We start from the raw sequence: 12,604 nt of genomic DNA, 5'->3' as shown, positions 1-12,604 counted from the left end.
CGCTCCTGGAGCTGCCGGGCTCTTTGGGGGCTGTGGGCCTGGGGACGTAACGAATGAGCACATCCATCATACTCTTGTGCCTGGTAGTGATCGGCGCCGTTGCCTATATGGCTGCGCGCAGCCGCGCGATGGCGCTTTCCGGAGGCAGGTCTTCTGCCCTGCATTCGCGGCCGGCCTATTATGGCTCCTATGCCGCGATCTGGGCTGTTCTGCCTTCCCTGATCGTTCTGTTTGCCTGGCTGGCTATCAGCCCGGGCATCATCTCTTCCTCCGTTCGCGGCGCCTTTCCTGATGACGTGAAGGCGCAACCGGCCGTCCAGCAGGACCTCGCCTACAGCATGGTCGCCACGGTTGCCCGCGGCATGAACCTGCTGACCTCGGATGAGGTTTCCTCCTTGTCGAGCAATCCTGCGGGTCTGCAGGCAAAGCTCAGCGAGAAGGGCGTACCGCTCGCCGGCGAGCCGCAGCCCTACATGATCGCTGCCGCAAAGACCCTGAACTCGGAGAGCATGACGAGCCGCGTCATCATGACGGCGATCGTGCTGCTCATATCTGTCGCAGGTGCTTTCTATGCGCTGCGCTCCGTTGCTCCGCGCTTCCGTGCCCGCAACCGTGTCGAGCGCGTTATGCTCTGGGCGCTGCTGGTTGCATCCTCCATCGCCATTCTGACGACGATCGGCATCGTGCTCTCGATGCTGACAGAAGCGAGCCGCTTCTTCGCAGCCGTTCCCTTCGTCGACTTCTTCTTCGGAACGGTCTGGGATCCGCGTTTTGCCGGTGCGGGCAGCTCCTCCTTCGGCCAGTTCGGGCTCATCCCACTCCTGCTCGGCACGCTCTATATCGGCCTGGTCGCCATGCTGGTCGCCGTCCCGGTCGGCCTCTTTGCCGCCATCTACATGGCCGAGTATGCTTCTTCGAGAGTGCGCTCGATCGCCAAGCCGCTTCTCGAAGTGCTCGCCGGCATTCCGACGATCGTCTATGGCTTCTTTGCACTCGTCACCGTCGGGCCGTTCCTGCGTGATTTCTCGGCGCAGATCAGCGGTCTTTTGAGCGGCAGCTATACGAACTTCATCCAGGCACAGAGCGTCATCACCGCAGGCATCGTCATGGGCATCATGCTGATCCCTTACGTTTCCTCGCTGTCGGACGATATCATCACCGCAGTTCCGCGGGCACTGCGTGACGGCTCGCTCGGTCTCGGCGCTACACGCTCCGAAACCATCAAAAAGGTGGTCTTGCCCGCAGCCCTTCCCGGTATCGTCGGCGCGCTGCTGATGACCGCTTCGCGCGCCATCGGCGAAACCATGATCGTGGTTCTGGCCGCCGGTGTCGCCGCCCGTATCCAGATCAATCCCTTTGAGCCGATGACGACAGTGACCGTCAAGATCGTCAACCAGCTGACCGGCGACCTTGAGTTCACCTCGCCGCAGACGCTGGTTGCCTTCGCACTTGGCATCACGCTGTTCTGCATCACGCTTTGCCTCAACATCTACGCGCTCTACATCGTGCGCAAATATCGGGAGCAGTACGAATGACGAATATTGTTTCCCCCGTCGCCGGCGTCACCGTTTCCAAGGCGCCCGCGCGTCGCGATATCGGCATCAAGCGTCGCTACGCTGCCGAGCGCCGGTTCCAGGCCTATGGCATCGCAGCCATAGCATTCGGCCTCGTCTTCCTCTTCATTCTGCTTTGGACGGTCATCAGCAACGGCTATACGGCCTTCCTGCAGACGTCGATCACCCTGCCGATCGAATTCTCCGAGAAGACGATCGACCCGGACAACAAGCGTGCGACCGACCCTTCGGTGCTGGTCGCTGCCAACTATCCGGTTCTGCTGCGCGACGCGATCGTCAAGCAGCTCGGCATCAATGCCGCAAGCCGTCCTGACGTGCGCGATGCGTCCAGCATGCTGTCCAAGGGTGCGCCCATTCAGCTGCGCGACATGGTCGTTGCCGACCCGTCGATCATTGGCAAGACCGTCAATGTTACAGTGCTTGCAGATGCCAATATCGACAGCGCCAACAAAGGCCAGATCAATCTTTCGGTCGATGAGAAGAACCGCAAGGTCAACGACAAGCAGGTTGCCTGGATGAATGAGCTGAAGGCGAGCGGTGCTCTCCACAAGACGTTCAACACCGGCCTCTTCGTCAACGGCAATTCCAGCCGTCCGGAAGCCGCAGGTCTCGGCGTCGCCCTCATCGGCTCGCTTTACCTGATGCTGATCGTTCTCGTGCTTTCACTGCCGATCGGCGTCGCCGCCTCGATTTACCTTGAGGAATTCGCGCCGAAGAACAAGCTGACGGACCTGATCGAGGTCAATATCAACAACCTCGCCGCCGTTCCGTCGATCGTCTACGGTCTGCTCGGCCTGTCGGTCTTCATCAACTTCGCCGGCCTGCCGCGTTCGGCATCGCTGGTCGGCGGCCTGGTGCTGACCCTCATGACGCTGCCGACGATCATCATCGCCACACGCGCGGCCCTGCGCGCCGTGCCGCCGTCGATCCGCGCGGCTGCCCTTGGCCTCGGCGCCTCGAAGATGCAGATGGTGTTCCACCATGTGCTGCCGCTTGCAATGCCCGGCATCCTGACCGGCACGATCATCGGCCTTGCCCACGCACTCGGCGAAACCGCGCCGCTGCTGCTCATCGGCATGGTCGCCTTCGTCGCCCAGGCGCCGGCCACTCCGCTCGATCCCTCCACGGCACTTCCGGTCCAGGTCTACATGTGGGCCAACGAAGCCGAGCGCGCATTCGTGGAAAGAACCTCGGGTGCCATCATCGTCCTGCTCCTGTTCCTGATCGTCATGAACATCGGAGCTATCCTCTTGCGTCGTCGCTTTGAGCGCCGCTGGTAAACGGAGTAAAGATCATGAACATGTTGACGGAAGCCGCAGTCGAGAAGGCGCTGGACCAGAAAATGAGCAACGTCCCGTATAAGATGATCGGTCAGGATGTCTCCGTTTATTACGGCGAGAAGCGCGCGCTTTTCGATGTCAATCTGAACGTCCGCGAAAACACCGTGACCGCCCTGATCGGCCCGTCGGGCTGCGGCAAGTCCACCTTCCTGCGGTCGTTGAACCGCATGAACGACACGATCGATGGCTGCCGCGTCACCGGCAAGATCACGCTCGACAGCGACGATATCTACGATCCCGACATCGACGTCGTCGAACTTCGTGCCCGCGTCGGCATGGTGTTCCAGAAGCCGAATCCGTTCCCGAAAACGATCTATGAAAACGTTTCTTACGGACCGCGCATCCATGGCCTTGCCAAGTCCAAGGCCGACCTGGACCAGATCGTCGAGACGAGCCTGCAGCGCGCCGGCCTCTGGAACGAGGTCAAGGATCGCGTGCATGAATCCGGCACCGGCCTGTCCGGTGGTCAGCAGCAGCGTCTGTGCATCGCACGCGCCGTTGCCGTCAGCCCGGAAGTCATCCTGATGGACGAGCCCTGCTCGGCACTCGACCCGATCGCGACTGCAAAGGTCGAAGAGCTGATCCATGAGCTGCGCGAAAACTACACCATCGTCATCGTGACGCATTCCATGCAGCAGGCCGCGCGCGTATCACAGCGTACCGCAATGTTCCACCTCGGCAACCTGGTCGAGGAAAATGACACCGACAAGATGTTCACCAATCCCGACGATCCGCGCACCCAGGACTATATCATGGGCCGGTTCGGCTGATTTTGGCGATGTGAAGCCTTCCCGATTTTCGAGGACAAAGCCCCATGGCATCGACACATATTTTTTCCGCTTACGATGACGATCTGAAATTCCTGTCCCGGCGCATTTCCGAGATGGGTGGTCTTGCCGAACAGATGGTCGGCGAGGCCGTCCGTGCGCTGGTCAACGGCGACACTGCGCTCGCCCAGAAGGTCATTTCCGACGACGTGATCCTTGATCACGCGGAACGCGAAATCAACGACAAGGCGATCGTCACGATCGCCCGTCGCCAGCCGATGGCCTCCGACCTTCGCGAGATCATGGGTTCGATCCGCATCGCCGCCGACCTCGAGCGTGTCGGCGACCTCGGCAAGAACACCGCAAAGCGCGTCATCGCCGTCCAAAGCACCGGCGTTCCGCGCAAGCTCGCCCGCGGTCTCGAGCATCTCTCCGAACTGGCGCTCGTCCAGCTCAAGGAAGTGCTCGACGTCTATACGACGCGTTCTGCGGACAAGGCCAAGTCCATCCGCGAGCGCGACGATGAGATCGACGCGATGTACACCTCGCTGTTCCGCGAACTCCTCACCTACATGATGGAAGATCCGCGCAACATCACGAGCTGCACGCATCTTCTCTTCTGCGCCAAGAACATCGAGCGCATCGGCGACCATGCGACCAACATCGCCGAGACGATCTATTACATGGCAACCGGCGCCCAGCCGGAGGGTGAGCGTCCGAAGGACGACAGCTCCAATACCGTCGGTGCGGTGACGGAGTAATCCGGACCTGCCAATTGCGTGCGCGCCCTGCGCTGGGGCGCGCAAAGGTCGCAGCCAATTCCAAGTTTCTGCATGGTCCGTTGCTTAAATCACCCCCGGTTTAAGGATCATGCATTAGGAGACTGACACGCATGATCCCAAGAGTTGCAGTTGTTGAAGATGAAGAGGCGCTGAGTGTGCTTCTCCGCTACAACCTCGAGGCTGAAGGTTTCGAGGTGGATACGATCCTCCGTGGCGACGAGGCCGAAATCCGGCTTCAGGAGCGCACGCCGGACCTGCTCATCCTTGACTGGATGCTGCCGGGCGTTTCCGGCATCGAGCTCTGCCGCCGGCTGCGCATGCGGCCGGAGACCGAGCGCCTGCCGATCATCATGCTGACGGCACGCGGCGAAGAGAGCGAACGCGTTCGCGGTCTCTCGACCGGCGCGGACGACTATGTCGTCAAGCCCTTCTCCACGCCGGAACTTGTTGCCCGCGTCAAGGCGATGCTGCGACGCGCCCGTCCGGAGGTTCTCTCCACCGTTCTGAAGTGTGGTGATATCGAGCTCGATCGCGAAACCCATCGCGTTCATCGCAAGAGCCGCGAAGTCCGTCTCGGCCCGACCGAATTCCGCCTGCTCGAATTCCTGATGTCGTCGCCGGGCAGGGTCTTCTCCCGCTCGCAGCTTCTGGATGGCGTCTGGGGCCACGATATCTACGTGGACGAACGTACCGTCGACGTCCATGTCGGACGCCTGCGTAAGGCGCTGAACTTCTCCAACATGCAGGATGTCATCCGCACCGTCCGCGGCGCGGGATATTCCATGGAAGCCTGATCCGAGTGATCGGAGGTCACGAACGGGTCGCTCGGTTTTGCCGGGCGGCCCGTTTGTCTATCTGGCACCCCTAGCTTCTTATGAAAGCCGACACCAGGCGCCGAAAGCGAACCTCGAGAGAATCTGCTTTCTACAGACGAATGCGTGCGAGAACTCGATCAAGAGCCTTTTGCAGAGCCGCAGTGCCGCCGAACTCGCGAAAGTTTTCGAGCACCTGTTCATTCAATCCGCCCTTGGTCGAATGCTCGCCGATGAGTTCATCAAAACTCGCGACAGGTTTTGAACGGGCAGCATGGGCGAGGCCGGAAAACAATTGACGGAGGTAGGCGTCGCCAGCCGTTCTCGAAAGCCCTTGGCTCTGCAGCCAGGTCGACGTCGCGTCCAGGATGCCGAAATAGGTGGCCATCAGGCAGCTCGCCACCGCGAGAAGTTCGAACTCAGGTCTGTTTTCAACCTGGATCGCCGTTCCGAGCGCCGAAAAGAGGGCGTGGGAAACCTCGTCGGGCGGGTAGATCGCAGTCGCGCCCTGAAGATCTGCGATGAACGGAAGTGGAATTGCCAGGCTCAGGCGAACTGGCTGATCGATCCACGCCAGCAGTTGATCCATTGGCGTGGCCGCGACGAAGCTGATGACATGGTGGCCCGGCCGAAATCGGAGCGAGCGGATGACCTCCTCGGCAATTTGCGGCCTCACTGCCACAAATACGAGATCGGATCGGTCGAGAACATCCTGGTTCCCCAAAGCGATCGACACATTCCGGTTTGCCGCCGCAAGGCGGGCGGCGACGCTTGCGCTGCGCGGTGACAGCACTACCGGTGTGTCGCGAAACGCTGTCTTGCCCAATCCGGTGACGACGGCCTCGGTAATCGTGCCCGTCCCGACGAACCCCATTGCCATCCGCTTTGGATCGATCTCCATTGGCACCCCTGACCGACTGTTTGCGCCGTGCTACTCCACGAGAATACCGCATCTGTATCAGAAAATCGCGTTACAGCGCCATCACCACCGTTCCATACCGGTCTAGGGCTGAAACGCATCGGCGGCGTTGGGCCAAGTTCGCATCGTCAGGCATGGTGAACGGCAGGCAGAGATCGGCCCCCGGCAGATCGTGGTCAGGAGCCGTTTTCCAGCCCTCCTGTGCCGACTAAAAAATACGCCCCTCTGCGCGTCAGCGAAGAGGGGCGGCGGATGCTGCATCTGTTGAGAAGGCGCTGGTCAGGCGACCCGGACAGCCTTTCGGCGTTCGCTGACCGGCTGGTAGGCGAGGCGCTGGTGATAGTTGCAATAGGGCGAGGAATCCGGGGAGTCGCAGCCGCAGAAGTAGAAGTCGTCCTTCAGAGGATCGCCGACCGGCCACTTGCAGGTGCGCTCCGTCAGTTCCGTCAGGCCGAGACGACGCGAAATCGGCACGACCACGTTTTTGGCCGGCACATATTCCATTTCCTCGACCGTTTCGATCTCGATCTCTTCCTTCAGCATCGTTGCGCCCTGCTGGCGGGTAACGGTGCGGGTGGTGATGCGAGACGCATAGTTCGGGGCGCGCGGAGCCGACGTATTGCGCTTCGGTGCGCGCGCAGCGGTCGCCGTGCCGCCGGCCTTGGCGCGGCCGGGAAGACTGAGCCGGTGAACTTTGCCGATAACAGCGTTTCTACTCACTCCGCCAAGCTGCGCAGCGATCTGGCTGGCGCTCAGCCCTTCCGACCAAAGCTTCTTGAGCTTCTCGACACGCTCGTCTGTCCAGTTCATTGCCCTGTCTCCACCTTTCGCGTTGGTGATGGCAGAATCCCTCACCGTTGCCTCGGAAGTCTCCGAAGCAAGAAACGCCTGATCAATTTTGGTGACTAGTTCCGCCGCATGCAGTCTAGTAATTGAACTTTAACCTAGTGTGAGCCTGACTCTGTGACAAGAGTCGCGTGAATCCGATGAATCCGAATTCAGGGTTTTCCCCAACTTGCTTCCCCGGAGAGTCATTTCTGCAACATTAGCTGTTGATAGACCTGCAAGTCTGATTTGAGGCTTGACGCATGTGCTAAATCCTCAGTTTTGTTGACATTGCAGTGCGAAAAGTAAATAGTGCTCCCTGCCGCCGCAAGGCGGCATTTTTGATTTTTCGGGCCTGGTTTTCTTAGCCGGAGTCCATTGCCTCAGAGCCTGACCAGGAGATTGCGCCATGGCTGAAGCCTCGCCGCTTTATGATACCTATTCTCGTGCCCCGCTGCGGTTCGAGCGAGGCGAAGGCGTGTGGCTGATCACCGAAACGGGCGAGCGATATCTGGATTTCGGCGCGGGCGTTGCCGTTACCTCCGTGGGGCATGGCAATCCGCACGTTGTGGCCGCTCTCAAGGATCAGGCCGACAAGGTCTGGCATCTCTCCAATATCTATGAGGTGTCGGGACAGGAGAAGCTTGCCAAGCGCCTGACGGATGCCACTTTCGCCGACAAGGTGTTCTTCACCAATTCAGGCGCCGAGGCGCTCGAATGCGCCATCAAGACGGCGCGCCGCTATCAGTTCTCCAAGGGCCATCCCGAGCGCTTCCACATCATTACTTTCGAAGGCGCCTTCCACGGCCGCACGCTCGCGACCATCGCCGCCGGCGGCCAGGAGAAATATCTCGAAGGTTTCGGCCCGAAGACCCCTGGTTTCGATCAGGTGCCCTTTGGCGATGTCGAGGCTGTCCGTGCCGCTATTACCGACAAGACCGCCGGCATCCTCATCGAGCCGGTGCAGGGCGAGGGCGGTGTCCGCCCGGCAACGTCCGAATTCATGAAAGCGCTCCGCCAGCTCTGCGATGAGCATGGCCTGCTGCTGATCCTCGACGAGGTGCAGACCGGCGTCGGCCGTACCGGCAAGCTCTTCGCTCATGAATGGTCGGGTATAACGCCCGACATCATGGCGGTTGCCAAGGGCATCGGCGGCGGCTTTCCGCTCGGCGCCTGCCTTGCGACGGCAGAGGCCGCTTCCGGCATGAAGGCGGGCACGCATGGTTCCACCTATGGCGGCAACCCGCTGGCCATGGCTGTCGGTAACGCGGTGCTCGATGTCATCCTGGCCGAGGGCTTCCTGCAGCATGTGCGTGATGTCACTCTCGTCTTCCGCCAGGGCCTTGCATCGCTCAAGGATCGCTATCCCGACGTGATCGAAGATATCAGGGGCGAAGGGCTGTTGCTCGGCGTCAAGGCTGCCATTCCCTCGGCAGAGCTGCTGAAGGAAATCCGCGCAGCCCATCTTCTGGCGATCCCGGCAGGCGATAATGTCATCCGCCTGCTGCCGCCGCTGGTCGTAACCGCCGAGGAGGCGCGCGAGGGTCTTTCCCGTCTGGAACGCGCTGCCGAAAACATCCGTGCCGCCAAGGTCAAGAAGACCGCTTGATAGGACAATGCCCCGCCCGCCGGCGGGCGTAGCAGGTAACGAACAATGGCTTCCCCCAAACACTTCCTCGATCTTTCCGCCGTCACCGGATCCGACCTCAGAACCATCATGGACGATGCCAAGCTGCGAAAGCAGGCTTTCAAGGCCGGCATGGCCGACAAGCCGCTCGCCGGCAAGATGCTCGCCATGATCTTCGAGAAGCCGTCCACGCGAACCCGCGTCTCCTTCGATGTCGGCATGCGCCAGCTCGGCGGCGAGACCTTGTTCTTATCGGGCACTGAAATGCAGCTCGGCCGCGCCGAAACGATCGGCGACACCGCCAAGGTTCTGTCGCGCTATGTCGACGCGATCATGATCCGCACGACCGACCACAACCGTATGCTGGAGCTCGCTGAGCATGCGACCGTGCCGGTCATCAACGCGCTGACGGATGATACCCATCCCTGCCAAATCATGGCCGATATCATGACCTTTGAAGAGCATCGCGGCCCAATCAAGGGCAAGACGATCGCCTGGACGGGTGACGGCAACAACGTGCTGCATTCCCTGGTGGAGGGGGCTGCCCGTTTCGGCTACCGCATGAACATGGCAGTACCCCTTGGTTCCGAGCCGAAGGATCACTATCTGAACTGGGCCCGCAATGAGGGCGCCGAAATCATGCTTTACCATGATGCTGACCGTGCGGTCGCCGGCGTCGATTGCGTGGTGACCGATACCTGGGTCTCCATGAATCAGGAACATCGGGCTCGCGGTCACAATGTCTTCCAGCCTTATCAGGTCAATGCGCATTTGATGGCGCAGGCCGGCAAAGACGCATTGTTCATGCACTGCCTCCCCGCTCACCGCGGTGAGGAGGTGACGGACGAAGTGATCGATGGCCCGCAATCCGTGGTCTTCGATGAAGCGGAAAACCGTCTTCATGCGCAGAAGTCGATTCTTGCTTGGTGCCTGGGCGCGATCTGAACCATAATCGGATGTCGCGAGTTCCAAACTCGCGGCTGCGCAAGCAGCCGGTGCGCTGGCCGGCTGCTCTGACAAAACAGGAGTGAAAGCCATGGCAGAAGCTGCCGCCGCCCTCGGCGAGTTCGATTTCGCCGGCGATGATCATGTCGTCCCCTTCCAGGTGGAAGGGCTGGATGTGCGCGGTCGCGCTGTCCAGCTCGGCCCAATGCTGGATTCAATCCTCGAACGCCACCATTATCCCACGCCCGTCGCCCGCCTTCTGGCGGAGGTGGTGGTGCTCACGGTGCTGCTCGGCACCTCGCTGAAGTTCGAGGGCAAATTCACTGTCCAGACCAAGAGCGACGGTCCCGTCGATCTCTTGGTTGCCGATTTCTCCACGCCGGAAAATGTCCGGGCCTACGCTCGCTTCGACCAGGCCTTGCTCGATAAGGCGATCGCGGCTGGCGAAACGGAGCCGGAACAGCTTCTCGGCAAGGGCGTTCTCGCCTTCACCATTGATCAGGGCAAGTTCAGCCAGCCCTATCAGGGTATCGTGGCACTTGACGGTACCTCGCTGGAAGACATTGCAGGTGTCTATTTCCGCCAGTCGGAGCAGATCCCGACGCGCGTGCGCCTTGCCGCAGCCGAGCTCTTCGACCGCGACGAGAACGGTAAGCCGCGTCACCGCTGGCGGGCAGGGGGCCTCGTCGCCCAATTCCTGCCGGAAGCGCCGGAGCGTATGCGCCGGCCCGATCTTCATGGCGGTGATGGCGACACGGCTGCGCGCGCCCATGTTGAGGATGATGCCTGGACGGAAGCCCGCTCGCTCGTTGAAACCGTGGATGCCGATGAACTGACCGATCCGCTTGTTGGCACCGAACGCCTGCTCTTTCGCCTCTTTCACGAACGCGGCGTGCGCGTCTACGATCCGCGCGCCGTCTTCGATCGTTGCAGCTGTTCACGGGAAAAGATCGGCGGCGTGCTGAAAGGCTTCAGCGCCGAGGAAATCGAGGCGAGCCAGGAAAATGGCGAGATCTCGGTCACCTGCGAATTCTGCTCCACGACCTACCGCTTCCCGGTGCAGGAAGTTGCGGCGGCGGAGTGAGTGCGCGGAGAATGGGGCAGGCTCTAGTTCAATACCCTGAGCAGGCCGGGTGAATCCAAAGAGAAGGCGGGTATGTCGACATCGAACGTCTCGCCTTCGTCCGTCTCCATCTGGTAGTGGCCGAACATCAGGCCGGACGGCGTATCCAGCGGGCAGCCCGACGAATATTCATAGGTGTCACCTGGCTGCAGCCGCGGCTGCTCGCCGACGACGCCGGGGCCGCTGACCTCGTCGATCTGCCCGTTCTGGTCGGTAATGTTCCAGTAGCGGTTGACGAGACGTACGGCGATGCCGGAATTGTTGCTGATGACCACACGGTAACCCCAGACATAGCGATCGTCATCCGGATCGGATTGCTCCTCCAGATAAAACGGCTCGACAACGACTTCGATATCTCGTGTGAGGGCGCGATACATGCCTTACACCTTAGTCAGGATATGTTACCCGTATCTTATAAGAGGCCTCTGCCGTCAAGAAACGGTACAGTGATCGCGGCCTCACCACCCCCGGTTGGACCGCCTTTCGTTCATTAAGCCTAACTCTCAGTGTTAATTTCAAGGCAAATGCGACGGCCGCAGCGTCTGCCGACGGCCGTGCCTTGATGGTCAGGCCGAAACCTTCGCCAGAGCGCGGGCGAAATCTTCTATCAGATCGTCCGTATCCTCGATGCCGGCCGACAGGCGCACAGTACCAGGCGAGATGCCGAGTTCGGCGCGAGCTTCGTCCGTCAGGTTCTTGTGCGTGGTCGTGGCCGGATGCGTGATCAGGCTCTTGGAGTCGCCGAGATTGTTGGAAATCTTGACGATCTCAAGCGCGTTCTGCAGCGCGAAGGCAGCTTCCTTGCCACCTTTGAGCTCGAAGCAGACGAGCGTCGACCCACCGGACATCTGTTTGGCGATGATATCGGCCTGCGGATGGTCTTTGCGGCCGGGATAGATGACCTTGGCGACCTTGCCCTGATCGGCCAGGAAATCCGCGATCTTCGCTGCATTCTGCGTCTGCTGCTTGACGCGCAGCGGCAGCGTCTCGATGCCCTTCAGGAGCGTCCAAGCGTTGAAGGGCGACATGGCCGGACCGGTATGGCGGAAGTAGTCGTGCAGGTTCTCGTCGATCCATTCCTTGTCGGAGAGAACGACGCCACCGAGGCAGCGGCCCTGGCCGTCGATGTGCTTGGTCGCGGAATAGACGACGATATGGGCGCCGAGTTCCAGCGGCTTCTGGAAGAGCGGCGTCGCAAAGACGTTGTCGACGACGACCTTCGCGCCGATCTGGTTGGCGAGCTTGGCGACACCGGCGATGTCGATCACTTCCAGCGTCGGGTTGGTCGGGCTTTCCAGGAAGAACACCTTGGTCTTCGGGGTAACAGCCTTTTCCCAGTTTCCGAGGTCGCGACCGTCGATCAGCGTGCAGTCGATGCCGTATTTCGGCGCCAGCGTCTCGACGACCCAGCGGCAGGAGCCGAAGAGGGCACGGGCGGCAACGATATGATCGCCGGCCTTCAGCTGGCAGAGAATGGCGGCGGTGACTGCAGCCATGCCGGAAGCGGTGGCGCGGGCGTCTTCGGCGCCTTCCAGCATGCACATGCGCTTTTCGAACATGTCATTGGTGGGGCTGCCGTAGCGCGCATAGATGAAACCTTCGGTCTCGCCCTTGAAGCGCGCTTCCGCCGCTTCCGACGTATCGTAGACGAAACCCTGCGTGAGATAGATTGCCTCGGATGTCTCGCCATATTGCGAGCGGAGCGTTCCGCCGTGGACGAGTTGGGTTGCCGGGCGCCAGGTCTTGCTCATGCCATCACCACTTTCAAACAACAAAAAAACCGGCCGCAAATGCAGACCGGTTTTCAACCCGGTCTTTTTAGCCACTTATTTAACGTGGCTGCAAGCCGACCGGCCAAATCACCACGGGATAAATTTGCAATACTGCCGT

General features: G+C 60.7%; 12 protein-coding genes and 1 riboswitch. Of the genes, 8 read left to right on the top strand and 4 right to left on the bottom strand.

The annotated features are described in order from the left end of the window. The first annotated feature begins 53 nt into the window (after window positions 1-53). The 5 genes from pstC (at window position 54) to phoB (ending at window position 5,257) form a co-directional block, all read left to right on the top strand. On the top strand, window positions 54-1,535 hold the full coding sequence (gene pstC / locus J2X71_RS03700; protein ID WP_310379032.1) for a phosphate ABC transporter permease subunit PstC: 1,482 nt from the start codon (window positions 54-56) through the stop codon (window positions 1,533-1,535). After that, window positions 1,532-2,854 carry a phosphate ABC transporter permease PstA gene (gene pstA / locus J2X71_RS03695; protein WP_310379030.1) on the top strand — a complete coding sequence of 441 codons (1,323 nt, stop codon included), beginning with the start codon at window positions 1,532-1,534 and terminating at the stop codon, window positions 2,852-2,854. The genes pstC and pstA overlap by 4 nt, the downstream gene beginning before the upstream one ends. A gap of 14 nt (window positions 2,855-2,868) precedes the next feature. Further along, window positions 2,869-3,684, top strand: coding sequence for a phosphate ABC transporter ATP-binding protein PstB (gene pstB, locus J2X71_RS03690; protein ID WP_037101137.1), 816 nt, complete (start codon window positions 2,869-2,871; stop codon window positions 3,682-3,684). Window positions 3,685-3,728: 44 nt separating this feature from the next. After that, on the top strand, window positions 3,729-4,442 hold the full coding sequence (gene phoU / locus J2X71_RS03685; RefSeq protein ID WP_007821274.1) for a phosphate signaling complex protein PhoU: 714 nt from the start codon (window positions 3,729-3,731) through the stop codon (window positions 4,440-4,442). 131 nt (window positions 4,443-4,573) lie between these two features. After that, a complete protein-coding gene (gene phoB / locus J2X71_RS03680; protein WP_003570612.1) occupies window positions 4,574-5,257 on the top strand; it encodes a phosphate regulon transcriptional regulator PhoB in 684 nt (227 codons plus the stop codon). Between the two features lie 130 nt (window positions 5,258-5,387). On the opposite strand, the gene J2X71_RS03675 is transcribed toward phoB, so the two are convergent. Beyond that, window positions 5,388-6,176 carry a pyrroline-5-carboxylate reductase gene (locus J2X71_RS03675; RefSeq protein WP_310379020.1) on the bottom strand — a complete coding sequence of 263 codons (789 nt, stop codon included), beginning with the start codon at window positions 6,174-6,176 and terminating at the stop codon, window positions 5,388-5,390. A gap of 297 nt (window positions 6,177-6,473) precedes the next feature. After that, window positions 6,474-7,004, bottom strand: coding sequence for a GcrA family cell cycle regulator (locus J2X71_RS03670; protein ID WP_113322922.1), 531 nt, complete (start codon window positions 7,002-7,004; stop codon window positions 6,474-6,476). Window positions 7,005-7,428: 424 nt separating this feature from the next. On the opposite strand from J2X71_RS03670, the gene J2X71_RS03665 reads away from it, so the two are divergent. The 3 genes from J2X71_RS03665 to J2X71_RS03655 all read left to right on the top strand — a co-directional run bounded on the left by J2X71_RS03665 (window position 7,429) and on the right by J2X71_RS03655 (window position 10,675). Continuing rightward, on the top strand, window positions 7,429-8,628 hold the full coding sequence (locus J2X71_RS03665; protein ID WP_113322923.1) for an aspartate aminotransferase family protein: 1,200 nt from the start codon (window positions 7,429-7,431) through the stop codon (window positions 8,626-8,628). Between the two features lie 45 nt (window positions 8,629-8,673). Continuing rightward, window positions 8,674-9,591: an ornithine carbamoyltransferase gene (gene argF, locus J2X71_RS03660; RefSeq protein WP_113322924.1), complete on the top strand. Its 918-nt coding sequence runs from the start codon at window positions 8,674-8,676 to the stop codon at window positions 9,589-9,591. A gap of 91 nt (window positions 9,592-9,682) precedes the next feature. Beyond that, the gene (locus tag J2X71_RS03655; RefSeq protein ID WP_113322925.1) at window positions 9,683-10,675 is read left to right on the top strand and encodes an Hsp33 family molecular chaperone; all 993 of its coding nucleotides are present in this window, start codon (window positions 9,683-9,685) and stop codon (window positions 10,673-10,675) included. A gap of 23 nt (window positions 10,676-10,698) precedes the next feature. Here the strand turns inward: J2X71_RS03655 and apaG are convergent, their stop codons facing one another. Together apaG and J2X71_RS03645 are read right to left on the bottom strand one after the other, a co-directional pair. Continuing rightward, window positions 10,699-11,091 (bottom strand): Co2+/Mg2+ efflux protein ApaG, encoded by a 393-nt coding sequence (gene apaG / locus J2X71_RS03650; protein WP_113322926.1) that lies wholly within the window; start codon window positions 11,089-11,091, stop codon window positions 10,699-10,701. Between the two features lie 189 nt (window positions 11,092-11,280). Continuing rightward, window positions 11,281-12,465 (bottom strand): O-succinylhomoserine sulfhydrylase, encoded by a 1,185-nt coding sequence (locus J2X71_RS03645; protein WP_113322927.1) that lies wholly within the window; start codon window positions 12,463-12,465, stop codon window positions 11,281-11,283. Window positions 12,466-12,511: 46 nt separating this feature from the next. Next, window positions 12,512-12,590: riboswitch (SAM riboswitch) on the bottom strand. Between the last annotated feature and the right edge of the window lie 14 nt (window positions 12,591-12,604).

Origin of the sequence: Rhizobium sp. 1399 (assembly GCF_031455475.1) — a bacterium.
Taxonomy (GTDB): Bacteria; Pseudomonadota; Alphaproteobacteria; order Rhizobiales; family Rhizobiaceae; genus Rhizobium.
Note: the sequence above shows the minus strand (reverse complement) of the source record. Positions and strands in the feature narration are given on the sequence as shown.